We start from the raw sequence: 25,060 nt of genomic DNA, 5'->3' as shown, positions 1-25,060 counted from the left end.
GGGCTAAGCTTTTTTTCTTATATACCTTGCCGAATGCCTGCATAAGCATACTTGAACGATCTCCAGCGGTTCAGCTGGTATAGATCCGTGTAGTTCTTTATCCAAATTGCGAATTTGATGAGGTTGGCATGATTGCACGACTGGATACTTTCCCTTGTCTCGATGAGGGCTACTTAACCTTTCTCAAAGAGCTGCAGACACGTGGTTTTGAGGGGGAGGTTTTACCGGATTACGCCAACCGCACGGTGCTGTCCACCGACAACTCAATCTATCAACGCCTGCCCCAGGCGGCAGTCTACCCCAAGCATGCTGAAGACCTGGAACGCCTGACCCGGCTGGCTGCGCAGACCTCCCACCGAGGCATTGTTTTGACCCCACGAGGCGGCGGCACGGGTACCAACGGTCAATCGTTGACTGACGGCATCGTGGTTGACGTCTCTCGCCATATGAACCAGATCGTTGAGATTGATGTGGCAGCACGTCGGGTACGCGTACAAGCTGGGGTGATCAAAGACCAGCTCAACGCTGCGCTCAAACCCCATGGACTGTTTTTCGCCCCTGAACTTTCCACCTCCAATCGCGCCACCATTGGCGGGATGATCTCCACCGATGCCAGCGGCCAAGGCAGCTGTGAATACGGTAAAACCCGCAACCACGTGCTGGCACTCGATACCATTCTGATCGGTGGAAAGCATCTGCATAGTCGCGCCTTAACGCAGCATGAGGAGCAGGCTGAGCGCCAGCAGGAAGGCATTCTTGGCCGTGTACATACCACTGCCGCAGACATTATCGATCAGCAGCGCGAACTGATAGAAGCAAAGTTCCCACCGCTCAACCGCTGTTTAACCGGCTACGATTTAGCCCACCTGCGTGATGAGGAAGGCCAGCTTAATCTCAATAGTCTGCTATGTGGCTCGGAAGGTTCATTGGGCTTTTTAAACGAAGCGGTGTTGAATGTGCTGCTGATCCCCAAGCACTCCACCCTGGTTAACGTGCGCTATACCAGCTTTATGCAGGCTCTGCGCGATGCCAAGACACTAAAAGCCACTAGCGCGCGGCCTACCTCCATCGAAACCGTCGATGACACGGTACTTCAACTGGCGATGAAGGACTTTGTCTGGGACAGCGTGGCAGAGTTCTTCCCGGCAACCGGTAATGAACCGATTTGCGGTATCAACCTGATTGAGTTTAATGGCGACGATGAAAGCGCCCTTGCCGAACGGGTACGGGCCTTTACCGACCACCTGAGCCAGGACACCACAGTAGAGCGTCTGGGCTATACCCTCGCCGAAGGGCGCAGCCAGATTCAGAAAGTCTATGCTATGCGCAAACGCTCAGTGGGCCTGCTCGGCAACGTTCAGAGCGAGAAGCGGCCCATCCCGTTTGTAGAAGATGCTGCGGTACCGCCGGAGCATCTTGCGGACTTTATCGCCGAGTTTCGTGCCGCGCTGGATGCTCGTGGGCTCGCCTACGGTATGTTTGGCCATGTAGATGCTGGCGTGCTACACGTACGCCCGGCAATCGATATGAAAGACCCTGAACAGGAAAAGCTGATTCGTGCAGTCTCCGATGAAGTGGCTACGCTTACCAAGAAATATGGCGGTCTGCTATGGGGCGAACATGGCAAGGGCGTGCGTTCGGAGTACTCCCCCAAATTCTTTGGCGAACTCTACCCGAGCCTGCAGCGCGTAAAGGCCGCTTTCGACCCCTACAATCAGTTGAACCCCGGCAAGATCGCCACCCCCGCCGAGGGAGACAACCTGATTGCCAGGGAGAGTGATCCTGATTTGCTGGCGATTGATGGCGTCACTACCCGTGGACAGCTGGATCGCACCATCGACGAGCGCGCTTGGCAGGCTTACGACGCGGCGGTCTACTGCAATGGCAACGGTGCTTGCTACAACTACGACCTCGACGACCCCATGTGTCCTTCCTGGAAGGCAACGCGGGATCGTCGCCACTCGCCCAAAGGCCGCGCCAGCTTGATTCGAGAATGGCTACGCCTGCAATCCCAGGCAGGGATTGATGTGGTTGAAGAGTCGCGCAAGAAGAAAGCCGAAGGCGGTTGGGGGTTTATTAAAAGTTTTCCCCTGCGGATGGCTAACACGCTAAGCCGCAAGCAGCACCACGACTACTCCCACGAGGTTTACGACGCCATGGCGGGCTGTTTGGCGTGTAAATCCTGCGCTGGTCAGTGCCCCATCAAGGTTAACGTGCCACAGTTTCGTTCGCAGTTTTTAGAGGTCTATCACAGTCGTTACCTGCGACCGGTTCGCGACTACCTCATAGGTGGCACCGAGTTTATGCTGCCTACCCTGGCCAAGGCTGCGCCGCTGTATAACGCGATGATCGGTCAGCACTGGGTAGAAAAGCTCATGCGCTGCACGCTGGGCATGAGCGACTCACCCGCTCTCTCCCGGTCCAGTGTTAAGAAACAGCTAAATGCCTGGGGCATCGCTGAAGCAACGCCCCTAACGCTGGCGCTATTAACCGAACAGCAGCGTGCCAACAGCGTGATTATTGTTCAGGACGCCTTTACCACACACTTCGAAGCCAAGCTGGTGATGGACGTGGTGGAGCTATTATCGCGCCTCAATCTGCGCGTGTTTGTGATGCCTTATTCTGCTAACGGCAAACCGCTTCAGGTACAGGGCTTTCTAGGCGCCTTCGAGCGCACCGCCACCAAACAGGCAGAGCGGTTGCGCACGTTGGCCCGCTTTGTTATTCCCATGGTCGGCATCGACCCGGCGATGACGCTGACTTATCGCCAAGAGTACGTTAAAGCGCTGGGAGATGAGGCGGTGCCGGAAGTGCTGATGCTGCAAGAATGGCTGGCCACCCGCATTAATACGCTGGCACCTAGCCAACTCAAGCTAACTGACCCTGGCTTTAAGCTACTTTCCCACTGCACTGAGAAAACCAACGCACCGGGTAGCCCCAAAGCGTGGCAACAGGTGTTTGCGGCGTTTGGGTTAGAGCTTGAGCTGATGGCCTCCGGCTGTTGTGGTATGTCAGGCACCTACGGCCATGAAACCCGTAACGCCGCTACGTCAAAAACGATCTACGCCCAATCCTGGCAGCCCCAGGTAGAGGCTGATGACAATACAGGCAAGCTTTTGGCTACCGGTTACTCCTGCCGCAACCAGGTGAAACGTTACTCTGCACAAACACTACGCCATCCATTACAGGCCCTGTTGGTAGAAATAAAACAAGTAAAGACTGAAGCTTTGGATCATGCTTACGGCTCATCTACTTCCAAACCTTCATAATTTTTTACATTTACAACGTGGGCTACCTGAGTTATGGTGATTTCTGGTGTATGGAAGCAGGCTGAAAGGATGGCGTATCCTGTTGGTTGATCACCACCAAGATCACAACCAACAGAGGATGGATACGCCATGTCCAAGTCTAACCTGCATGCTCTTTCACAACCAGAGGCGACCACGAACGATCCCTTGCACGATCTGATCCGACAGGGTGCCCGTGACCTGATTGCGCGGGCTGTCGAGTCTGAGCTTCAGGGGCTACTGGATCAGTATGCCGATGTATTGACACCCGATGGTCGCAAGGCGGTAGTCCGAAACGGTCATTTACCAAAGCGAACCATTCAGACAGGCGTTGGAGATGTTGACGTTCAGGTGCCCAAGGTCCGGGACCGCAGCGGCTCCGGCATTCGCTTCAACAGTCAGCTCCTGCCACCGTATTTGAAGCGGGCCCAGAGTCTGGATGAACTCATCCCCTGGCTCTACCTGCGCGGTGTCTCCTCTGGCAATTTCCAGGAGGCCCTGAGTGCCTTGGTCGGCGAGCAGGCCAAGGGCCTGTCCGCCAACACGGTGTCACGGCTCAAGGCACGGTGGCTGAAGGAGCACGAGGATTGGCGTCGCCGTGACCTGGGCCAGAAGCGCTACGTCTACTGGTGGGCAGACGGTGTCTACAGCAATGTTCGTCTGGATGATCGACTTTGCCTGCTGGTGATTATCGGGGTCACAGAGCATGGCCACAAGGAGCTGGTCGCGGTGGAAGATGGCCACCGCGAGTCCGAAGCCAGCTGGCGAGAGCTGCTCACCGGCTTGCGTGAACGTGGCCTGGACAATGCGCCCAAGCTGGCCGTAGGCGACGGGGCTTTGGGCTTCTGGAAAGCGCTGAGCAAGGTGTTTCCGGATACCCGGCACCAGAGGTGCTGGGTTCACAAGACTGCCAACGTGCTGGACAAGCTGCCCAAGTCCGTACAGCCGAAGGTGAAGTCAGACCTGCATGAGATCTATCTGGCGGAGACCCGTGATGGCGCTCACAAAGCCTTTGACAGCACGTTAAGGCGATTCCGGGACAAGTACCCGAAGGCCATGGAAAACCTCGAAAAAGACCGGGATGAACTGCTGGCCTTTTACGATTTCCCGGCAGCGCACTGGATTCACTTGAGGACCACGAATCCCATTGAGTCCACCTTCGCCACAGTCAGGCTGAGGACCAAGCGAAGCCGGTCCTGTGGCAACCGCGACACTACGTTATCGATGGTATTTAAATTGCTCCAATCCGCCCAGAAACGCTGGAAGCGGATCAAGGGGTTTAACCAACTGAAGCTGGTCGTGAATAACGTTCAGTTTCGGGATGGAGAACGGGTGGATGATCAATCCGGCAGAGACGCCGCCTGATGCTCATACACCAGATTTGACAATAACTCGGGCTACCTAAGGCCATTCGTACAAATAATGGAAAGGAAGTCTGTGGTCGCGCCATGCTGTCGTGAGCTCATCTACATGGCGTTGCCCTGTTTTTAATCGAACCTGGAAAACCCAACCAAAACGCCTACATCGAATCGTTCAATGAGCGCTTTCGAGACGAGTGTCTGTATGAGAATTGGTTCACCAGCATTCATCACGCCAAGATGGTCATCGAAGCATGGCGACGGGAGTACAACGAAGAAAGACCGAAGAAGAGTATTGGTTGGCTGACACCGTCAGCCTATGCCGAGGAACTGGTGGTAAAACACGATAAAGTTACTTCTGACTCAAAACCCGGGTGCTACTGAAGATGGGGTGACGTCGGGCCCACAAAGGGCTTTGCATCGCTGAGCGCGGTACGTGACTAGATGCTAACGTTCGTAAGAGCTTACAACGATCAGCACCTGCATAGTGGCATTCGGTAGGTGACGCCAGCTGATCGGCATCGAGGTGTCGACCGAGAACGACTTGAGCACCGCAAAGCGGTGTATGAGAGGGCTAAGTGCCGTCACCCACGCCGCTGGTCAGGCAAGACCCGAAACTGAGAGATACTCGGTTCGGTGTCGCTGAACCCTGGCAAATTGCAAGAAACCGACCGTAATAAACAGTCTGCTTAAAGGCAGCGAGTTGGACAACTGGGTTGAAAATCATGGCTCATACTCCAAGCCCACCCACCAAGACAATACCGAGCACTGTGATGAATAAGATCAGTGTTTCCAGAACCATTAGAAGTACTGGCTTCCAGCCTACCACAGCAAGCTTTTGGAACGAAGTTTTGATACCAAGTGCAGCAATAGCAGTGACTAAGCACCAACGGGATAGATCAGCCATGGAGTCACTGACCGACGCAGGTATTAATCCTACACTATTTATCAGTACAAGGACTACGAAGCCAACCAAAAAGCTTGGTAGCATAGGCACTTTGGTCGCGCCACTTTCAGCCTTGCGGACTTTACGAAAATACCACATAAAAATCATAACGGCTGGTACCAACATGGCGACACGTACTAACTTAACAAGTGTCGATACATCACCAGTCTCTTCAGAAATAATATAGCCGGCACCCACCACCTGAGCTACATCATGAATAGTACCGCCCAAGAAAATACCTGCTTGAACATCGGCTAACTCAAGCACACCAACGATCAGAGGATAGGTCACCATGGCAATCGTCGAGAGAGTAGTGACACCCACTACAGTAAGGATAGTGTTGCGCTCACTAACATCACTTTTTGGCATCACAGCTGATAAGGCCAATGCCGCTGAGGCACCACAAATAGCCACCGCGCCACCAGTCAACAGCCCAAGGTCTTTCGAAAGACCCAGTGCACGAGCGATAAGTGAACCCGCAACGATAACAAGAATGACGGCAGCAATGACAGTCAGCACTGGGGCGAAACCCAACTCCCCAACTTGAGCGAGCGTCATGCGTGCACCTAATAGTGCCACACCGAGCCTTAGAACCGTGCGTGCAGCAAACTCAATGCCTGGCAGACAGAGCCCATCCTCACTCAAAAAGTGCAGCGACATGCCAAATAATAGAGCGTAAAGCAGTGTCGGCCCACCGTAATGATCAGCAATAAAGGTAGTAGCCAAGGCAATAGTTATACACACCAAAAGACCACGACCTATGGCTCGGCATTCACCTAACTGCCGAGACAAGCGATTTGGCCAGCTCCCTCTCGCTGCTGTGAAAACCTCTGGTTTCATCTTCTTGTTCTCCATGATTCGCTTAAAGGTGTCGCTCTTCCGGAAAAACTCCATAATCCTGGATCACACGCAATATCATTATTTGTGGACGCGTAAATTTCATTCCGGTAATAGCAAAAGGGTTATCTGCAGGTGCTTAATAAGCCTTTTCTCTGACATGAGTCTTAATAATGAAAAATAGTGTTACTACCGTTAGCGCCCAGAAAACCCAAGTAATAATACTTCTAAAGAATATTCCCAGCTCACCTCCAGACATCAACATAGATTGCCTAAAATTATCCTCCAGCAATGGCCCTAAAACAAACGCAATAAGGAAAGGAGCAGCTGGCAGATCAGATCTCATCATGAGATAACCAAGACCACCCAGGAAGAACATAACCATAACATCAAACATTGAGTTGTTAACCGCAAACCCGCCATATACACAAAGCACTAGAATTGATGGCAGCAAGATAGACCTTGGAATATCTACTACATATTTAAAGACTCTTATTGCAAATCCACCAATGAATAAAAGAAAAAATGAACTGAGAATAAGACCCATAAAAAGAGCGTAAATTAGATCAGCATTATTTTGGAACATTAACGGACCCGGCTGAATGCCGTGTATCATAAACGCACCAATTATAATCGCCGTAACCACATCACCCGGTATACCCAGAGCTAGAAGAGGAATTAATGTAGAACCACAAACCCCACTATTTCCGGACTCAGATGCTGCGACGCCTTCGATCTCACCTTTACCAAAATTGGCTTTGTTTTTAGAGCTTCGTCGCGCCTCACTGTAAGACAGGAAAGCAGCAGGCGCCGCTCCAATACCGGGAATCGAACCCAACACAGCTCCGATAACACCTCCACGGCAGATGGTTTTGAAGCAACGTTTGTACTCAGAAAAACTTACTGAGTCATTGCCCAAACAATTAACTTTCCCATGCTCATCGGAAGGCCTTCTGGCATAAGCTATAATCTCTGGAATTGCAAAAAGCCCGATCAGAACAACAATAAAATTGAGACCTCCCATCAAATCTGTGTTGCCCATAATAAATCTGTCAGTCCCGTACACAAGATCCAACCCAACCGTAGCCAAAAGCAGCCCAAGGGTTGCCGAGAACAGACCATACAGTAATTTTTCCCCAGCTATTCCTGCGATAATCAGTAATGAAAATACAATCAAGGTGAAAAATTCTGGTGGGCCAAACTCCATTGCAAAAGAAGCCAGCCAGCCGGCAAACAGGATCAGAGCGAGGTTGGAAATAATATCTGCGGTACAGGACGAATAGAGCGCCATTCCTAACGCCTTACCTGCCTGACCATTTTTAACCATTGGGTAGCCGTCTAATACCGTTGCACTCGAAGCAGGAGTGCCCGGCGTTTTAAGCAAAATAGCCGGAATACAACCTCCGAAAACACCACCTTTATAGACACCCAAAAGCAATAATATACCGACTACAGGGGGTAGCGTGAATGTAAATGGCAATGTAAGAGCCACAGCCATCGTTGCCGACATACCGGGAATTGCACCGCAAATAACACCGATTAACACACCAATTCCCAATGCTAAAATACTTTCCCAGTTAGCAACTAGCGCGAATGCATCTCCTAATACTTCAATCATGCTCATGGTAACCTCAACAATTCACTTTGGGGTATATTGACGCCCGCAATATGATAAAAAAATGCATACAGCGCTAAAGGTAACAACAAACCACAAATTATAGCTGTTTTTCTGTAAGCAGTGCCTGATATAAATATTGAAAAAACAATAAAAGCTAAAGACGAACTCCAGACCATGCCTATAACTGGCAACAAGAGATAATAACCAGCTAAAAAAACACTAAATAGTAAAATTCGAAGGTAGGATCCAATCGGCTCTCCATTATTAGATTCATCCTTAGCAGGTTCTTTGCTTAAAAAATGAAAAATCAAAATAAGAATGCCAATAAAAAGCATCATCCAGGCAATAACAGTGGGCCAAAAAACAGGTGATAATACAATATTTCTTACTGATCTAGGACTATCAACGTACTGTGGAATGAAGTAAACAACAAGAAAGAGAGATAATAAAACAATCCCAATACCCACCAAGGCATCTTTTCTGATAGTCATCATAGAACCAACCCTTGCCGTGAAAAAGCGCACGCCGCTTAGCAAGCGTGCGCTAAGGTTAGCGATTAGTTAATCCGCATTCCTAATTCATCAACTAAATCTCGAAATGTTGAAGACTGCTCTTCAACAAACGTTTTGCTTTCTTCTGGTCCCATATTCACAATCACAGAACCAAGACTTTCTATATTTTTTACAAAGTCTGAGTCAGCAGTCGCTTGATCCAGCCAATCGCTCCATGTATTTGAAACATCAGAACTTAAAGACTTGGGGCCAGCGATTCCTGTCCAACCCACAAGAATCTCTAGCTCGGGATAGCCCAATTCAGCGCTTGTTGGCGCATCAATGTCAGGCAACCGTTCCTTGCTAGTCACCATAAGCGGAATAAGCTGTCCGGCCTTTATGAAATTAGCAATAACTGATGAGTTCTCACATAAAAAGCTTCCGCTACCGTTTAGGATTGCAGTCGCCGCGCCACCACCTCCGCGCATTGGCAGATGTACGGTGTTATCGAGAGGATTTTCCACGCCGAAGGAGTTAAGCACCATAACGCTAGACAGATGTTGCATACTTCCAACACCCGAGGATGAGTAAGCGATCTCTCCCGGTGTCTCCCGAATTTGTGCCACTAGTTCATCCATGTTCTCAATCCCGCTGTCAACGCTTGCAGCACAGAGAATAGGATTTAATTCATAAATTCCAACAAAAGAAAAGTCGTCCAGAGTATAAGGAAGATTACTCTTCATCGCAGGAGTAACAGAATGAGAACCAACACGCGCCGCCAGCATCGTATAACCATCACCTTTGGAATTAGCGACACTGGCTGAGCCTACTACACCACCTGAACCATCCCGGTTTACCAGTACGATTGGCTTGGACGAATAGTCTGATAATACCTGGCTCAGAGCCCTGGCTGATATATCGGTTGCACCACCACTACCATAAGGTATAACGAACGATATAGGTCTCTCTGGGTATTCCGCAATAGCAAAACCTGAGTAAGCGATGCCTAACGTTCCAAGCAATAAAGCTTTAGAGCAAGTTGCCATCATCTTTTGTGATAAAAAATTACTACTTTTCATTATTGCTCTCCAATTAACTACTGTATTATTTTTATATCTAGCAGACTGGATGTCTACTTCAATCTTAAAGTACTGTCTCAAAAAAAAACAGTTAAATAAAAAAATATAAATTTAAAAAAAGCTTAAGATTATCTTTATAAAACTCAAGTTGATCTGTCAGCTTTTTCTTCTCCACCAATTGGACTCCAGGGCTCCGGAATAAGAATTTTATTTTCAATTGACTGCACTAGTGGCCGCATTTTCTTTGCATACGCCTGCCATTCTTCACTAGCCTGGAGCTCTGCACGTAGGCGTTGCCTTTCATCCAGGGACTCGTACCCCCACATATGCACAACTTGATTAAGAGGCCCTATATCTGTATGGAAATAGCCAATCATATTGCCCAAAATGCGCACCTGTACGTCCTTACCCTCTGCTTCGTACAATTTTAAAAACTCACCGACTTTTCCATTCTTAAGAGTATAAATTCTTTCGTCAACGTACATACCGCCTCCCAAAAGAGCCAAATTAAGATTAAATAATGCTTCTACGAAGCAAGTTAACGCCAATAATAAAAAGAGCCACGATAATTAAATTCTTAAATGCTTTCTGATTTATTTTACCTCTGAGCAAGGTACCAAAATACAAACCTATACATGAAGGAATAATTGCCAATAATGACCAAGCTATCTCGGTCGGGCCAAGTACGCCCTTATACATATAGGCAATAACCATCGGAACACTGCCACAGAGCCATATCATCCCAACGGTTCCTACAAACTCATCTTTCTTTAGGTTCAAGGCCAACAGGTACATCATAACTGGAGGGCCATGAACTGTGGTCAAGCCTCCCATGACACCTGCCACTGCTCCAGTCAATGGGCCAAAAAACTTTTCTTGGCCGCTCGAAATATTAAAATTCGGCGATAGCACACTAAAAAGTGAAAACAGCATGGCAACAGCGCCGATTGCTCCTAGCAAAACATTTGTATTCACTTGGGCTACCGCAAGCCCTCCAATCCAGGTTCCCACGACTAACGTAATAATAAGTGCCCAGAAGCGACTAAATACAGCGGCATAATTTTGGGCCTGAAACGCCTGCCACCCATTCGTTACCAGTACTGGTATTGATACAAGTCCAACAGCGACGATAGGCTCCATAAATACGGTTAGAATCGACATTGCCACAACGGGAAAGCCGACCCCAACCATACCCTTCACAAGACCAGCAAATCCAAGAACTGACACAGCAAGCGACAAAAATATTATTTCGGTACTCATTCCCTGTTCCTATTAAATTACCAAAAAATTATTCTTGCCCAGCTAAAAACCTGCCCATTCATTCCCGACATAACTCAAAATTCTGGACCGCAAGGGAACGAATTTATAGTTACTCAGATAAATGAATGCCGCTGGCATAGTTGCCTGTGGTCTGTGTTACTTCATTGTTGGCATCGAGAACTGCGACGTGCTACTACTTGCCTGCCAGCGTGCCGTTACTGTTTTTAATTTTGTGAAAAAGCGGACTCCTTCCATTCCATGCATGTGGTGATCACCGAAAAGCGAGCTTTTCCACCCACCGAAGCTATGGAATGCCATAGGTACTGGGATTGGCACGTTAATACCAACCATTCCCGCTTGCACACGTGCTGCGAACTCTCTTGCAGCATGCCCTTCTTGAGTAAAGATTGCTGTACCGTTACCAAACTCATGGGAATTGATGAGTTCGAGCGCTTCCTCGTAGTTATCAACACGCACAATAGAAAGCACAGGACCAAAGATTTCCTTGTCGTAAATTTTCATACCAGGCTTTACGTGATCAAACAAACTACCACCGATAAAGAACCCGTCACCATGCTCAGGATGGTTAATAGAGCGTCCATCATAAACAAGTGTCGCACCTTCCTGTACACCACTACCCACAAAACTCAACACCGTATCGCGATGCTCACGGGTTATTAGCGGCCCCATATCCGCTTTAGGGTTAGTGCCCGGTAATACCTGCAAGCTATCAAGCCGCTTAGTAATCGCCTCTACCAAAGAATCAGCTACTTCACCTACCGCAACAACAACGGAGATAGCCATGCAACGTTCACCTGCTGAACCGTAAGCCGCTCCCATAAGGGCGTCGGTTGTCGCATCAATATCGGCATCGGGCATGACTATGGCATGGTTTTTGGCACCACCAAGCGCCTGGACTCGCTTACCTTGCTCTACACAGACTTTCTGTATATATCGTGCAATGGGCGTGGATCCAACAAAGCTAACCGTGCTGACCTGAGGGTGCGTCAATAAGGCATTAACTGCCTCTTTATCACCATTAACAACATTGAAAACACCATCTGGAAGCCCAGCTTCAGTAAAGAGCTCTGCTAACCTTAAAGTACTAGAGGGATCTTTTTCAGACGGTTTCATCACAAAAGTATTGCCACAAGCTATGGCGATCGGGAACATCCACAATGGCACCATGACCGGAAAGTTGAACGGGGATATTCCGACACACACACCAGTAGGCTGACGTACCGACCAGCTGTCTACTCGTGTCCCCACATTTTCGCTGTAATCACCTTTCAGTAAGTGCGGAATGCCACAAGCAAACTCAACAACCTCGATGCCTCGGGTTACCTCCCCTTTAGCATCATCAAGGACTTTGCCATGTTCTTGCGAAATTAATAGTGCTAGATCATCGACATTATCGTTCAATAACTGTAAGAAACGCATAATGACCCGTGCACGACGTACAGGCGGAACGGCAGCCCAGGCAGGCTGCGCAGCTGCTGCCGATTTAACCGCAGTGTCTACATCCCCAGCCGTCGCAAGGCTGAGTTCTGCTGTTTGCTCGCCTGTGGCAGGATTGAAAATCTCACAAAAATTAGAGCCTTCACTTTCTACATGCTGACCATTAATGTAGTGATGAATTGATTGCATTATTTTTTATCCTTTATGTTTGGCATAGCATTTACAAACTTAATGGGCTGAAGATCGGGTTCACCTATAACTTCATCTGCGCGATTGGTTGTTTCTCCATAGCGCTTAAGTGCCGGTGGCTTCAAGCCTTCATAAAGCTTTTCAAGTTTTACATTCACTGCTTTTTCATGTTCGACAAATAAGCTGTTCCCTTCTCTATCATTATCAACAATAAAAGGGCCTATTTCTTCAACTTCGAAAATCCACATAGCCTGGGCAATGCCATTTTCTTCAAGCCAGTGCACATCTTTTACTTTCTTTATCCCGCGCCCTAGCATTGCACCCGAACCATAGCCTGTTGTCGACAAGTAGCGCGCACCATTGGGTTTGAAGATTTCACGATATGCCTCTTCTGGCATACCTCCTTTACCGATAATTATTTTGGCTCCTGAAACTTCAAACCACTCTTTCATCCACTTGCCAAAGCGAAAACTGGCGGTAGCGGTTACTGCGCCTACATGATAACCACCCTCGCCATCAGAAGCAGCGGCAGGCGAACAATGAAAGTTCACATTGGATAGCGACTTTATATCCACTGGCAAATCAAGGCCGCCTTCCAGTACTTTTTTATATACCCCCTCTCGAGCGGTATAAATAAGACCCGTCATGTAAACAATGTCGCCCTGCTCCAGGTTGTCGACATCTTCCTGTGTTACGGGAACTTTCAGCTTAACGACTCTTAAATTGCTCATTCCACACCTTCTCGACGATAGAAGTCACTGAACCACTGCGGGTCATCTCTGAACTCAACGCGGCCATCACTGTAAATTCTTGCTGCAGAACGGCGGGATGAATGGCAGAATGAATGAATACTCATCGGCATGCCGCCGGTATGGGTGTAACCAACCTCAACATGACAATCTACCACCAGGGTTTGACCTTCAAACCCCATCGGCCCCATACCTATGCTGTTGCCAAGTTCCTTTAGCTCGTGTTCCAAGCGCGCCACATCAGGGTCTGGATTAACATCACCGACCACACGTAGGCAGGCTGCTTCTTTCCCTAAGCGCATACAGGTGTCTTTATTACCGCCCAATCCCACGCCAATAATTGCGGGTTGGCAGGCGAGCCCACGACGTCCGAACGAGACCATGGTATCGAGAAAGAAACGCTTTATTCCGTCGATTCCATCGCCGGGAAACAACATGCGATAGTCGGTTCCAAACAACCCGCCTTTATGTACCGTAATCAGATCAATCCAATCGTCTCCAGGCTCAAAGGCATATTGGATTTCTGGGGCATGAATACCAATATTATTATTGTTGTCCTTGCGCGTTAGTGGGTGCACGCGATTGGGCCGCAATGGAATACTGTTAGTACCATTAACGACAGCCTTTCGTATTGCCCGCTCGAGGGCAACAAACCCTCCTTCGACTTGCGCCTCATTACCTGACTTCACATAAAATCTTGGTAGTCCTGTATCAGCACACATGGGGCGCCGATCCTGCTCTGCAACATCATAGTTATCCAGCATCGTTTTGATAACAAAGCAGGACATACTTTCCGTTTCCTTACTCGCCGCCTCTCGTAATGCGTTGCGATAATCCGGCGGTATATCGATAGCGGCACGCGTCATTAATTCGGTTGCGGTCTCCAGTATTAATTGCTCTGGAATGAGTTTCCGATGAATAATTGCACTTGGTTTTGCACTCATGAAGCTGCTCCTATCTCTTCTTGTAATAAGGTCATGCCAGGTTTGATTCGCGTAAATTGAACCGGAATTTCAGTCACCAAAGCATCGTCACCCTGCATGCTGACTCGAACATAGGTTGACGTATCGAGATCACCTGCATCCGGAAAATCATCGCGGTAATGAGCTCCACGCGAGTTTTTCCGCATTTGAGCTGATTTAATAATCGCCAGGCTAACGGTCGCCTGTGAATGAAGATTCATCCAGTCATGCCAGGTTTGATTGTATTGCCGACCTGAATCGGCGACACCAGTTGCCATTAGTTCTTGCTGAATTTCCTGAACATCCGTGTAGGCTTGCTCAAGCCCCTCTTCAGTCCGGATAATTCCAGCGCCTTCCCACATTTTGTCCAGTAGCTTCAGACGCAGCGCAGCCAGATCCCCTGGCGCCTGACTGAAAGGAGTTTCCATCAAATCAAGAGAGGCCTGTATTTTGTCCCAGTCAGGCTCAACAAGCGCTCCATGCTGTTGCACCCAATCAGCCATGACATCTCCTGCAATGCCTCCAAACACAGTAGAATTAGCGACCCCATTTCCTCCCAGGCGATTGCCCCCATGAACGCCGCCTGCGTCCTCGCCCGCACAGTAAAGGCCGAGGAGTTGCGTCTCGCAGTCAATGCTGACCTCAACACCACCCATCATGTAGTGTGCCGTCGGTACAACCTCGACCAAGCCGCCCGCCAGATCGGCACCAACATCCTTGCAACGGCTCACCATTCCTTTGAATTTTTTACGAACGTCATCGGGCCCCAGGTGCGACATTTTTATATGCACGCCACCATTGGGTGTGGTGTGACCTTTACGCATTTCACGAAAGATCGAACGCGACACCACATCCCGAGTGGCCCTTTCACCACGCTCATCATACGAATGCATGAACCGCTCGCCTTGACCGTTGAGCAAATGGCCACCAGCTCCGCGCAAACCTTCTTCCAACACCGTTCCGGTTAGGCGAGTACCCTCGCCAGCCAGCAATCCTGTTGGATGAAATTGCACCATCTCCATGTCTCGAAGATTCAAGCCCGCACGCAGTGCCATTGCCAGCCCGTCGCAGGTTTTTTCACCGGACGGCGTGTGGTATCTGTACATGGTCGGACCACCGCCGGTACCCAGCATCACCGCCTTGGCTTTAACAAAGAGCGGCTCGCCTGTACGGATATTGACCATGAGGACACCAGAAATGCGGTCGCCTTCAGCCGATGGAATCAGCTCAATTGCGCGATGATCTTCCAGCCGATCAATGGGCCGCGACCATACTTGCTCAGCCAAGCGGTTGATAATTTCAATGCCAGTCAGATCTCCTTTGTGAATGGTGCGATCAAATGTCTGGCCTGCGAACGCCTTACCATGAAGCGAGCCATCGTCATTACGGTCAAAAAAGCAGCCGACTTCGTTCTCTAGCTCCAGCACTCGCTGAGGCGCCGTCTCAACTAGGCGCCAGGCGAGATCCTGGTTAGGAATCCAATAACCCCCATGGATCGTATCCATAAAATGTCGCTCAACCGAATCACCGTGATTCAAAGCAACGTTGTATCCGCCCTGAACCATACGTGTGCAGCCGCATTTACCCAGCAAGCCTTTAACGGCCACTGTTATTTTCAGGTCCGAATCGGATTTATAAGCATGTAGTGCTGCGAAAAGGCCAGCCCCACCAGAACCAAGAATTAAGACATCAGTTTCAATCTGCGCAATAGTCATTTTAATACTCCACTAAATTTGGATATGCTTCTAATTCGCCGGATTAAAAAGCTCTTAATAAAAAAATAGAACCGCATGCGACGGCACCAAAACCCGCAATGGTAATGAGATGGCCTTGCCACTCAGCCCAACGAAAAAATTCAATAACAAGAATTCTTATACCACCCATCAAGTGAACTGCAAGAAGCCCGACTAAGCCAGCTTCGGCAAATTTAACCATTGGCAAATCTGACCAGTGCAAAACACTGTCCAACACGTCCCCGCCCTGCAGTGCTAGACTGAGTACTAAGAAATGCACTGGCAAAAACAAAGCAAGTACAACCCCTGACCAACGCTGAACAAAAGACGCCCAATATTCTTTTTTATCGTGATTTCGTTTCATTGTACTAACCCTATTATTGCAGCCATTCCAACGACGCATAAAAACGCGAAGAATATAAAGATCACGACATTTAGAATGGTACCTTTCCAGTTAAAAACTTCTTGTGCAACAGTTCTTAAACCAAGAGCAGAATGAACTGCAGCTGCTGTAATAAATAGACCGTAAAAAGATATAACAATAAAATTGCTACTAGTTCTTTCCATAATTTCGGCAGCTGACAAACCACCCTGTATAACAACCAGGATAGTAACAAGATGAATTATAACGAACAGACCCAGGGCCATTCCGGTTAAGCGGTGGACCAACCATAATTTTATCTCAAGGCGACTGTTCATAGTTCACCCTTTAATGTGGACATAGCAATTAGTTTTTTGAGCCCTGCAATAGATGAGGTTGGGTTTAGCTGAAGTGGGCAGCGGGCCACACACTGTGAATTGGTGTGGCAATTCTGGCACCCTCCATCACCACTCACCGCCTTAAGCCGATCAATAGTACTGCCATCGCGTTCATCGTTTATCAGCGACCAAGCACGATTTAGTGCAGCAGGCCCAAGATAGTCAGGATTACTTTCAACTACATCACAAGCAGAATAACAAACACCACAATTAATACACTCAATAGCGGCATCAGCCAATTGTCGTTTTTTATTATCTGGCTTAATAGGAGCAAATTCTTTAACCGCAGAATCTTTAGCTTCAAACCGTCCCTTACCCTCCTGCCACTTGTTAAAGAAAGGCTCCATATCCACCACTAAATCTTTAACTACAGGAAAATTTGAGAGTGGTTCCAATCGCAGCTCACCATTTGTTACAACTTTGCTAACGAGAGTTCTACACGTCCAGCGTGGCTTTCCATTTACTCGCATTGCACAGGACCCACACATTCCGACACGGCAGGCAAATCGATAAGATAAGGACGGATCAACCTCGCGCTGAATATTAGTCAATAGATCAAGAATTGTTTGGTTATCTACTAGAGGCACTTCGAATGATTCGAGGTTACCCTCTTCCTTACCGCGCCAGATTGATACAGTTATCATTTCTTGTTGGTTTGACATACTTCTTCCCACGTTTTTTCAGGAATGAACATCAGCAAAAATGCCAGAATTATCTTTGTTAAAACATCCTAGTGTTTAGACAAGCTTATTAAAAACCATATTTTTTTAACAACTTGTTAATTTTTTCTTATGCTTATGAATTCAACCAATAAGTGCAGCACCTGTGGTTTCTAGGTTTTGTAAGAAAAGCCTTATCTGCTAACTTCGCCTATGCAAAAACAGCATAGGAGAAAGCAATGGTTGGATGTTATGAAAACTCTGATGACGGCTGGGCACAGGTTGAAGATACCGTGTCGCCTCCTCAAACCATGGGCAGACCAAGACGGTATGACCTAATAATGGCTCAATGGTATCTTCTGGGTGCTTCGCTCTCGCGCCAAATGGTGTGATTTATCCGAGCCATATGATCCTTGTTCGACGTTGCAAGACCATTTCCGCAAGTGGAGTGGTAACGGGACGTTTGAAGCAGTTCTTACTCGCTTGCAACCTTGCAACCTTGCAACTTATATCACGTGAAGATGGCCTTATAGATCTGGACACGTGGGTAATGGATATGACTTCCGTGCGAGCCATAAGCGCTGCCGCTGGCGGGGAAAAATGGCTCGAAAGTATCTCTAGATCATGCCCGTGACCGTAATTGCGGGGTGGGGGGATTGACAACCAAAATTAATTCGGTTTGTGAACGCCATGGCTAGCCTCTGGCGTTCATGGTGTCTGCTGGGCAAGCGGCAGAATCTCGGTATTTAGTTCCGACACTAAAGAGAGTTCATCTACCAGGTAGCGTTAGGCGGCCTCTCAAATGTAATCATTATTATTTTGGCTGATAAAAGATATGACAGCGATGAGTTGCGGCATTATTGCGACAGGCACGGCATGAAAACAGTGATTGCTCAGCGCAACATGTACCGAAGAACCCGACCTGAGCTACCCAGCGGCTCGATAAGTACAAATATCGTCAACGAAATGCAATAGAATGCTGCTTTGGATGACTTAAAGAATGTCACCGCATTACCACAGCGTGCTAGTAGTTTTAAGGCGATGGTGTGTGTGGAGTACTTACGAGCCAGCGTTTCGTGCAAAATCTAGTGATGGATGGGCAGTATGGTGGTCGCTGTTTTATGCAGTTTGATATCCATCTCGTTGTTCCTGGACAATGTAAAAAATGTGGTTACGCGTTATCAATAGAGGAAAATTCCTATGGCTTAATCTATCATCCGGCCTCTTTCAGGAGTTAAGTACTTGATCTTAAGTTTTCGTGCAATGTTGGAGTCAGATATCTCTCACGGATGGAACAATGTTAAGGCGCTTCGTAGCTCCCCTTGCTGACTCTGAACAGCAGACTTGTCTTCAGGCTATCACCACGGCGAGAAGCGTGCTCTACGCCGCCGTGCGCGTGCCATCCTACTGAGCAATAAAAGCCATACGATCAACAAAACCAGCCGGAGATACCGCAGGTTCTCCGCGATGCCTTATCACGATGGCTCTAACAATGGGAAGCATCGGGCCTTGATGAATTGATCGACAAGACCCGCAGTGGGGCCGCACGCCAGTCCTGGATGAGAACGATCATCAGCGACTGCAAGAGCTCATCGCGAACAGCATCGCCATATTCGATCCCTGCAGGCTCGTTTTGAGGAAGAGACGGGCAAGGCCGTCAGTAGAGCGTTGAAAAAAATGACTTCATCTTCAAACGCGTCCGGCCCTCACTCAAAGTACACTGCGTGGCAAGACGGATTCCCGAAACACTCAAGGCCTCCTAAAAGCCTTTACCAACAAGGAGACCAGGGGGAGCATTAACTCTATTACTTTGATAAGTCAGGTTTTTCACTATAGTCATCGGCACCCTATGCATGGAGTCCCATCGGGCAACCCTGCGAGGTGACCGCCTACTTACAGAGCCGAAGGCTGCACGTATTGGAGTTCCTCAACTGTGCTGGGAAACTGATCTAGCACACCACTGCCGGGCCAGTGACCACCGAGACGATCATCGAAGCGTTTGACCAGTTTTTAGCGCAGAAGAACCTCGATACCTTCACTGTTGAGGTGCTCAAAAATACCAGCATGCATCGCTCGCAGGCCTTCAGGCGAAAGCTAGTGGAGTGGTTGTCGCACCGTGTGCATTTGGTTTACCTACCGACCGCTCGTCGGAGCTGATTGAGTTACTGTGGCGTCTGATGAAGTACGCATGGCTGCCGTTAAGCGCTTACCTTTCGTTTAATAGCCTCTGGGAAGAGGTACACCGGCTATTTGGATAGCTATTGAAAGGATCACGCGATTAATTTTGAATAAGCAGTTAGATGCTTACACTACCAGGGCGTTCGCGAATCAAGTTCCAAAGTTCATCCACTGGTGCATTAGTTACATTAATTTGACGGTAAAAGGCCACATCTAGTCGTGGACCTCCCAGTAAATCAATTAATGATATGAGCTTGCCGGATATTATGTCCTCTTCAATCAAACCACTTGGTAGCCAACTTATACCAAGGCCCGCCAGGGTGAGTTCACGTATGCCAATGGTAAACGAGGTCTCGCATATAAGCTCGATATCATAACGTCTCTGAAGGTCAAGAAGATATGGGCTTGCCAGAATGCTGCCTATAAAACTATCTGTATTGTATCCGATCAGTGGCAAATACGATTGACTTTCAAGATTAAACAAAGGACGGCCCAAGCGGTTGGATGCACATACAGGAATTAATTGCTCGGTTCCTAGAAGAATGCGCTCCAATTCTCCTTTATCAAAGCTTAGCTGCGCGCCTTCCATTTCACTACATAATAATAAGTCAGCCTCACCTCGTTGAAAATTACGGATGCATTCATTGCGATCAGATGGCCGCACTTGCAGGCGCGCGTCTGGCGCATTTTGTCGGAAATAACGCAAAAGCTTGGGCAAATAACTAACCGTTAGCGTGTGCTGAGTCGTCAGAATTGCACGAGGGCCATGTAAGGCGTCTGCTCGAATGCGGCTACGCATAGCATAAAGGTGTGCCAGCCAATCTCGCATAGCCCCTTCATGGGCTTTTGCATGTGCTGTCAGTGTAAATCGCGTTGAGTGACGGTCAATCAGTTCTACACCCAGCCATTCCTCCAGCTGTCTTATGCGCCGCGAGAACGCTGGCTGGGTCACATGCCTTAGCTCGGCAGCTTGAGAGAAGGTGCCTGCATCAATAAGAGCAAAATAATCTTCTATCCAATCAATTTTCATATGTAAATTCTGTGATTTTTTTAGAATATAGAATTATTTTCTGCGTATGCAAAAAATTAATCGTTGCTGAGGATCTTGGCATTGGTTTGCATCATGGGCAACCATTAACCTTTAGAAAGATCGATTAGTGATAAACAAGAGTTCACAGTCCTATTGAACCGGTCATTTCAAGCGCAAGCTTATGCAAACCACTACTCGCCTGGAGGCTCATATGCACCTTTCCCGTTTTCCTCGTGTCCGGTTGGGCCACATGCCGACACCACTTGAACCTATGGATAACCTGAGTCGTTTGTTAGGGGGGCCACGGCTGTGGATCAAACGCGATGACTGCACGGGCTTGTCTACTGGCGGCAATAAGACGCGTAAATTGGAGTTTTTGATGGCGGATGCCTTCGATAAAGGAGCTGATACGATTATTACGCAAGGGGCTACCCAGTCTAACCATGCCCGCCAGACCGTCGCAGCGGCATGCAAGCTGGGCCTTAAGTGCCACATTTTGCTGGAAGATCGAACAGGTAGCGATGACACAGCCTATAACTACAACGGTAACGTTTTTTTAGATCAACTGCATGGAGCCACAGTCAGTAAAAGACCTGGTGGGGCTGACATGGCTGCAGAAATGGAAGTTTTGGCGGGTGAATTAAAAGCTAAAGGTAAGTCGCCCTACATTATTCCTGGTGGTGGTTCCAATGCGATAGGAGCTCTTGGTTATGTTAATGCTGCGCTAGAACTTCTTGAACAAGCTAATGAAATGGGGCTTCAGGTTGATCACGTGGTGCATGCAACTGGCAGTGCTGGTACTCAGGCAGGCCTTGTCACGGGTCTTGCAGCCTGTAATTCAGGTATTCCAGTTCTGGGTATTGGAGTACGTGCTCCTAAAGATAAACAGGAAGATCTTGTTTTTGCTCTGGCTCAAAAAACAGAGGCGAAGCTTGGTTTGTCGGGAGTTATTTCCCGGGAAGATGTCGTTGCTAACTGCGATTATGTAGGTGATGGCTATGGCATCCCTACTGATGGCATGATCGAAGCAGTCACATTACTAGCCCGCCATGAAGGCATTCTGCTGGATCCAGTGTACTCCGGAAAAGGTATGGCTGGCCTGATTGACCTGATACGTCAAGGTCATTTTAAAGAAGGTGAAAATATCGTCTTTCTCCACACAGGTGGCAGTGTGGCGCTGTTTGGGTATCCCGAAGCTTTTGGTTTTCCCGATTATCAAGCGTAAGCAAAATCATCTAATTGAGATTTATAGGCTCCTCCTTTTGTAAAGGTAAATACGTCTTCAGTTGTTAACTCCTAGCGGAGAAAATGATGACAAGTCGACAGATTAAGTCGTCACAGGCAGCTGCTAAAAGGGTTTTATCGTAATACGATAGCTGTGGCGATGTGCTTACTGACGAGAAATGCTAGCAACTGATTGCCACTGTTCCGCAATCTTTTAAAAATGACATCGATTTCGTACACTGCAGATCAAATGTTTTTATGCAGGCTCAGAGAGACAGCCTAACTTCTTTTGCAATAGAAACTGAGCCGGGTGTTATCTTTGAGCAGCGCGTCCTGCCAGTCGGATGCGCGGACTGAGTCATTCAAGGAAAATGTTATGCTACGAGGCTCCTGCGTTGATGAGTGCGGCCACCGCTAAGGCTTTAGGAGTACCTCATGTTGTGGTTTGCTCACCTCCACAGTGTTTAAGAATCGACCCAGCAGTACGTTTTCATTAGGGAAACGCTGCATAAATACTGTCGTAGCTGCCTAAGTGCTACCGGCAGGGAAAAATACAGTTTTCCAATACCCGGCAGAGTTTTCTTATGATAGTGACGCCAGCAATGGTAAGCTTTGGTGTAAATCCTGCACATTTTGATATTATTCTTGTAGTTATTCTGAGCATTTTTTTTCACAACACCCTTTGGTGATATATATTTATTAGCCAGATCACTGTCAATGTTTAAAATTTAACGTATCTAAGTTCGTGCCATACCATAGAGTGGTTATATGGTTGTGATTGCTTTACTGCTAGCATTTTTAATTAAAATTAACTTCCTTTTGAATAGGAAAATTTTCAAAAAAATTCCAGGATTGAAATGCAATGAATATAAAAAAAACTACTGTAGTAAATTCCTTGGATCATATTATTGTTGGAGTAATAGGAGGAATGGGACCTGATGCCACCGTAACTTTTATGCAGCAGGTTATTAATGCCACTCAGGCTCAGGACGACATAGACCATGTGCATTTACTGGTCGATAATAATCCGAAAGTGCCATCGCGTATCAAAGCGCTCATTGATGGCGACGGAGAAAGCCCAGGTCCTGTTATTGCTGAAATGGCGCGGCGACTGGAGCAGGCCGGTGCTAACTTCCTGGTAATGCCTTGCAACACGGCTCATTACTATTGGAAGGACGCTCAAGATGCGGTGAACATCCCTGTTTGGCACATTGTCGAGCGAACTCTGAATTCGATTGTGAAGCTCTTGCCCAGTGCTCATGTCGGCATGCTTTGCTCTCCTGCTCTGCATAAAATCGGACTCTATGAAGGTTTTGCCGAGCAACGGGGGTTGTCATTAGTGTATCCAAATGATGAAGAGGCTGTACTTGAAGTGATTCGTGCTGTGAAACGCGGCCAAGGACATCAACCTGCTGTACTGGATATGTTTAATGCAGCTGCGGCTGATCTAAGAATTAAACATGCTAATGTACTGGTACTGGCATGCACAGAACTATCAATCATAGGCGATATGCTCGTAACGTCTCTGCCAGTGGTTGATACTCTTCAAATTCTCGCCGAAGAGGTTGTGGCAGAAAATAAAAAAATTAGCGATTGATCTTATATCTCAATTTTCAAGAGTGATGTTTGCTTCCTTAATAAATTAGTACTGCTGCTGTAGATAGTCATCAAACGGTAAGGTGATGATACTTCCCTTTTTCCGTTGGCGTCTTACCCAGTGATAGTACTGAGTAGCAAGCTGGTGAAGTCCTCTCCAGCAAGATCAGTTCAGCGCATCTTCCAGCCGTCTTCGTCGCGGTCATATGCACTGGAACACAGTTGTCATCATTTTCCCGACTTCCATGTGGTTTGCTCATTGAGCAGGCCCCTTTTTCGCGTACCATTCCGCAGCGAAAAAAGCGCTCAATTGTTTTCGAGCCTTGAGTTCGATAGCCTTTATATCTTGGCGTGCCCGCATTAAATCCTGAATCAACTCTTGCTCATGTTTAGGAACCCACACTGGGGTAAGTTCTCCGGAGCGAGTCAGGCGTGCCAACACCTGACGTCTCGACGAACTGTCTTTACGCGACCTGATGCACATTTCGGGATCAGAGATGGTGCGACCACCTCCGCGTCATGGCCACTGTATTGAATGGGGTGATTAAGCCCATAGCAGCAAGGACCGACTTCGTAACCGAACAGCGGTGGCGGCCCCTAGAAACGGTGGATCTTCTGACAGATCAACTTGCCTATGGCATTAGGTTTGGGATTCAACCGCGGAACTCGGGTTCCTGGCGGCTTGCTTCGGCGATAGCTATAGATAATATACTCGAATGGTGTACATTGAGACCAAGATAAGCGGCATGGACATTGCTGACAGCGTTGGACGGTGGTGGATTGAATATAGAGTTAAGCTCAGTTCTTGTGTATGGAGGGCAGAAGGAAGGGTGGCGTATCCTGCTGATTGATCACGCCAGATCACAACCAGCATAGGATGGATACGCCATGACCGATTCTACCCTCCAAGCCGTGACGCAACCAGACACTGGCGCTACCGACCCGCTGCATGAATTGCTTCGCCAAGGTGCCCGAGATCTGATCGCCAAAGCCGTGGAGGCCGAGTTGAGCACGTTCCTTGAGCAGTACGCCGAGAAGACGCTGGAAGACGGTCGCCGTGCCGTCGTCCGCAACGGCTACTTGCCGGAGCGCACGGTGCAGACCGGTATCGGCGACGTCGAGGTCAAGGTGCCCCGGACCCGCGATCGCAGCGGTGATGGGGTTACCTTCAGCAGCGCGCTGCTGCCGCCCTACCTGAAGCGGGCCCGGAGCATCGAAGAGCTGATCCCCTGGCTCTACCTGAAGGGGGTCTCCACCGGTGACTACCAGGAGGCCCTGGCAGCCCTGCTGGGCGACCAGGCCAAGGGGCTTTCGGCCAATACTGTGTCGCGGCTCAAGAAGCAGTGGGAGGCTGAGCACGCCGAGTGGCAGAAGCGGGGCTTATCAGAGCAGCGCTACGTCTACTGGTGGGCAGACGGCGTGTACAGCAACGTGCGCATGGATGACCGCCTGTGCCTGTTGGTGATCATCGGTGTTACCGATCAGGGCCGCAAGGAGCTGGTCGTCGTCGAGGATGGGCAACGCGAGTCGGAGGCCAGCTGGAAAGAGCTGCTCACGGGTCTACGCGAGCGCGGGCTGACCACTGCCCCCAAGCTGGCGGTCGGCGACGGCGCCATGGGCTTCTGGGCTGCACTGAGCAAGGTCTAT

Annotated in this window: 20 protein-coding genes and 2 pseudogenes; 8 read left to right on the top strand and 14 right to left on the bottom strand. The window is 48.6% G+C overall.

The window, feature by feature from the left end:
• Positions 1-128 precede the first annotated feature (128 nt).
• From ydiJ to AC13CN_RS03540, 3 genes and pseudogenes are all read left to right on the top strand, one after another.
• Positions 129-3,269, top strand: a complete 3,141-nt coding sequence (gene ydiJ, locus AC13CN_RS03550; RefSeq protein ID WP_483053010.1) for a D-2-hydroxyglutarate dehydrogenase YdiJ — start codon at positions 129-131, stop codon at positions 3,267-3,269.
• 129 nt (positions 3,270-3,398) lie between these two features.
• Positions 3,399-4,652: an IS256 family transposase gene (locus AC13CN_RS03545; RefSeq protein WP_011783528.1), complete on the top strand. Its 1,254-nt coding sequence runs from the start codon at positions 3,399-3,401 to the stop codon at positions 4,650-4,652.
• Between the two features lie 29 nt (positions 4,653-4,681).
• Positions 4,682-5,029, top strand: a pseudogene (locus tag AC13CN_RS03540) (integrase core domain-containing protein); the annotation flags it as partial.
• A gap of 346 nt (positions 5,030-5,375) precedes the next feature.
• Here AC13CN_RS03540 and AC13CN_RS03535 read toward each other — a convergent pair.
• From AC13CN_RS03535 to AC13CN_RS03475, 13 genes are all read right to left on the bottom strand, one after another.
• Positions 5,376-6,431 carry a YeiH family protein gene (locus AC13CN_RS03535; protein WP_483053009.1) on the bottom strand — a complete coding sequence of 352 codons (1,056 nt, stop codon included), beginning with the start codon at positions 6,429-6,431 and terminating at the stop codon, positions 5,376-5,378.
• Positions 6,432-6,567: 136 nt separating this feature from the next.
• Entirely contained in the window at positions 6,568-8,052 is a 1,485-nt protein-coding gene (locus AC13CN_RS03530) for a tripartite tricarboxylate transporter permease (protein ID WP_483053008.1), read from the bottom strand.
• On the bottom strand, positions 8,049-8,540 hold the full coding sequence (locus AC13CN_RS03525; RefSeq protein WP_483053007.1) for a tripartite tricarboxylate transporter TctB family protein: 492 nt from the start codon (positions 8,538-8,540) through the stop codon (positions 8,049-8,051). Before AC13CN_RS03525 ends, AC13CN_RS03530 begins: the two co-directional genes overlap by 4 nt.
• A 62-nt stretch (positions 8,541-8,602) precedes the next feature.
• Positions 8,603-9,616, bottom strand: coding sequence for a Bug family tripartite tricarboxylate transporter substrate binding protein (locus AC13CN_RS03520; RefSeq protein ID WP_483053006.1), 1,014 nt, complete (start codon positions 9,614-9,616; stop codon positions 8,603-8,605).
• Positions 9,617-9,759: 143 nt separating this feature from the next.
• Positions 9,760-10,101, bottom strand: coding sequence for an NIPSNAP family protein (locus AC13CN_RS03515; protein WP_483053005.1), 342 nt, complete (start codon positions 10,099-10,101; stop codon positions 9,760-9,762).
• Between the two features lie 28 nt (positions 10,102-10,129).
• Positions 10,130-10,876 carry a sulfite exporter TauE/SafE family protein gene (locus AC13CN_RS03510; RefSeq protein WP_483053004.1) on the bottom strand — a complete coding sequence of 249 codons (747 nt, stop codon included), beginning with the start codon at positions 10,874-10,876 and terminating at the stop codon, positions 10,130-10,132.
• 156 nt (positions 10,877-11,032) lie between these two features.
• A complete protein-coding gene (locus AC13CN_RS03505) occupies positions 11,033-12,523 on the bottom strand; it encodes a CoA-acylating methylmalonate-semialdehyde dehydrogenase (RefSeq protein ID WP_483053003.1) in 1,491 nt (496 codons plus the stop codon).
• Positions 12,523-13,254 carry a fumarate hydratase C-terminal domain-containing protein gene (locus AC13CN_RS03500; protein ID WP_483053002.1) on the bottom strand — a complete coding sequence of 244 codons (732 nt, stop codon included), beginning with the start codon at positions 13,252-13,254 and terminating at the stop codon, positions 12,523-12,525. The genes AC13CN_RS03505 and AC13CN_RS03500 overlap by 1 nt, the downstream gene beginning before the upstream one ends.
• Positions 13,251-14,216 carry a fumarate hydratase gene (locus AC13CN_RS03495; RefSeq protein WP_483053001.1) on the bottom strand — a complete coding sequence of 322 codons (966 nt, stop codon included), beginning with the start codon at positions 14,214-14,216 and terminating at the stop codon, positions 13,251-13,253. The genes AC13CN_RS03500 and AC13CN_RS03495 overlap by 4 nt, the downstream gene beginning before the upstream one ends.
• Positions 14,213-15,949, bottom strand: a complete 1,737-nt coding sequence (locus AC13CN_RS03490) for an L-aspartate oxidase (RefSeq protein WP_483053000.1) — start codon at positions 15,947-15,949, stop codon at positions 14,213-14,215. The genes AC13CN_RS03495 and AC13CN_RS03490 overlap by 4 nt, the downstream gene beginning before the upstream one ends.
• A 43-nt stretch (positions 15,950-15,992) precedes the next feature.
• Entirely contained in the window at positions 15,993-16,331 is a 339-nt protein-coding gene (locus AC13CN_RS03485; RefSeq protein WP_483052999.1) for a succinate dehydrogenase/fumarate reductase transmembrane subunit, read from the bottom strand.
• Positions 16,328-16,666, bottom strand: coding sequence for a hypothetical protein (locus AC13CN_RS03480; protein WP_483052998.1), 339 nt, complete (start codon positions 16,664-16,666; stop codon positions 16,328-16,330). The genes AC13CN_RS03485 and AC13CN_RS03480 overlap by 4 nt, the downstream gene beginning before the upstream one ends.
• A complete protein-coding gene (locus tag AC13CN_RS03475) occupies positions 16,663-17,388 on the bottom strand; it encodes a succinate dehydrogenase/fumarate reductase iron-sulfur subunit (protein WP_483052997.1) in 726 nt (241 codons plus the stop codon). Before AC13CN_RS03475 ends, AC13CN_RS03480 begins: the two co-directional genes overlap by 4 nt.
• A gap of 351 nt (positions 17,389-17,739) precedes the next feature.
• Here AC13CN_RS03475 and AC13CN_RS03470 point away from each other — a divergent pair, with 351 nt between their 5' ends.
• The gene (locus tag AC13CN_RS03470; protein WP_483053021.1) at positions 17,740-17,904 is read left to right on the top strand and encodes a transposase; all 165 of its coding nucleotides are present in this window, start codon (positions 17,740-17,742) and stop codon (positions 17,902-17,904) included.
• Positions 17,905-18,682: 778 nt separating this feature from the next.
• A pseudogene (locus tag AC13CN_RS03465) lies at positions 18,683-19,650 on the top strand (IS630 family transposase).
• Between the two features lie 31 nt (positions 19,651-19,681).
• Here the strand turns inward: AC13CN_RS03465 and AC13CN_RS03460 are convergent.
• Positions 19,682-20,593, bottom strand: coding sequence for a LysR substrate-binding domain-containing protein (locus AC13CN_RS03460; protein WP_483052996.1), 912 nt, complete (start codon positions 20,591-20,593; stop codon positions 19,682-19,684).
• A 211-nt stretch (positions 20,594-20,804) separates the two neighbouring features.
• On the opposite strand from AC13CN_RS03460, the gene cuyA reads away from it, so the two are divergent.
• The 3 genes from cuyA to AC13CN_RS03445 all read left to right on the top strand — a co-directional run.
• On the top strand, positions 20,805-21,818 hold the full coding sequence (gene cuyA / locus AC13CN_RS03455; RefSeq protein WP_483052995.1) for a D-cysteate sulfo-lyase: 1,014 nt from the start codon (positions 20,805-20,807) through the stop codon (positions 21,816-21,818).
• Positions 21,819-22,679: 861 nt separating this feature from the next.
• Positions 22,680-23,414 (top strand): cysteate racemase, encoded by a 735-nt coding sequence (gene cuyB / locus AC13CN_RS03450; RefSeq protein ID WP_483052994.1) that lies wholly within the window; start codon positions 22,680-22,682, stop codon positions 23,412-23,414.
• A gap of 887 nt (positions 23,415-24,301) precedes the next feature.
• Positions 24,302-25,060: IS256 family transposase (locus AC13CN_RS03445; protein ID WP_483052993.1), on the top strand; the 759-nt coding region annotated here is incomplete at its 3' end.

The organism is Vreelandella sp. L-25, assembly GCF_056857535.1.
Note: the sequence above shows the minus strand (reverse complement) of the source record. Positions and strands in the feature narration are given on the sequence as shown.

Coding starts and splice junctions, on each gene's coding strand:
- cuyA (WP_483052995.1), top strand. CDS start 20,805: ATGCACCTTTCCCGTTTTCCTCGTGTCCGGTTGGGCCACATGCCGACA.
- AC13CN_RS03520 (WP_483053006.1), bottom strand. CDS start 9,616: ATGAAAAGTAGTAATTTTTTATCACAAAAGATGATGGCAACTTGCTCT.
- AC13CN_RS03515 (WP_483053005.1), bottom strand. CDS start 10,101: ATGTACGTTGACGAAAGAATTTATACTCTTAAGAATGGAAAAGTCGGT.
- AC13CN_RS03525 (WP_483053007.1), bottom strand. CDS start 8,540: ATGATGACTATCAGAAAAGATGCCTTGGTGGGTATTGGGATTGTTTTA.
- AC13CN_RS03490 (WP_483053000.1), bottom strand. CDS start 15,949: ATGACTATTGCGCAGATTGAAACTGATGTCTTAATTCTTGGTTCTGGT.
- AC13CN_RS03505 (WP_483053003.1), bottom strand. CDS start 12,523: ATGCAATCAATTCATCACTACATTAATGGTCAGCATGTAGAAAGTGAA.
- AC13CN_RS03530 (WP_483053008.1), bottom strand. CDS start 8,052: ATGAGCATGATTGAAGTATTAGGAGATGCATTCGCGCTAGTTGCTAAC.
- AC13CN_RS03535 (WP_483053009.1), bottom strand. CDS start 6,431: ATGAAACCAGAGGTTTTCACAGCAGCGAGAGGGAGCTGGCCAAATCGC.
- AC13CN_RS03475 (WP_483052997.1), bottom strand. CDS start 17,388: ATGTCAAACCAACAAGAAATGATAACTGTATCAATCTGGCGCGGTAAG.
- AC13CN_RS03545 (WP_011783528.1), top strand. CDS start 3,399: ATGTCCAAGTCTAACCTGCATGCTCTTTCACAACCAGAGGCGACCACG.
- ydiJ (WP_483053010.1), top strand. CDS start 129: ATGATTGCACGACTGGATACTTTCCCTTGTCTCGATGAGGGCTACTTA.
- AC13CN_RS03460 (WP_483052996.1), bottom strand. CDS start 20,593: ATGAAAATTGATTGGATAGAAGATTATTTTGCTCTTATTGATGCAGGC.
- cuyB (WP_483052994.1), top strand. CDS start 22,680: ATGAATATAAAAAAAACTACTGTAGTAAATTCCTTGGATCATATTATT.
- AC13CN_RS03500 (WP_483053002.1), bottom strand. CDS start 13,254: ATGAGCAATTTAAGAGTCGTTAAGCTGAAAGTTCCCGTAACACAGGAA.
- AC13CN_RS03510 (WP_483053004.1), bottom strand. CDS start 10,876: ATGAGTACCGAAATAATATTTTTGTCGCTTGCTGTGTCAGTTCTTGGA.
- AC13CN_RS03485 (WP_483052999.1), bottom strand. CDS start 16,331: ATGAAACGAAATCACGATAAAAAAGAATATTGGGCGTCTTTTGTTCAG.
- AC13CN_RS03480 (WP_483052998.1), bottom strand. CDS start 16,666: ATGAACAGTCGCCTTGAGATAAAATTATGGTTGGTCCACCGCTTAACC.
- AC13CN_RS03495 (WP_483053001.1), bottom strand. CDS start 14,216: ATGAGTGCAAAACCAAGTGCAATTATTCATCGGAAACTCATTCCAGAG.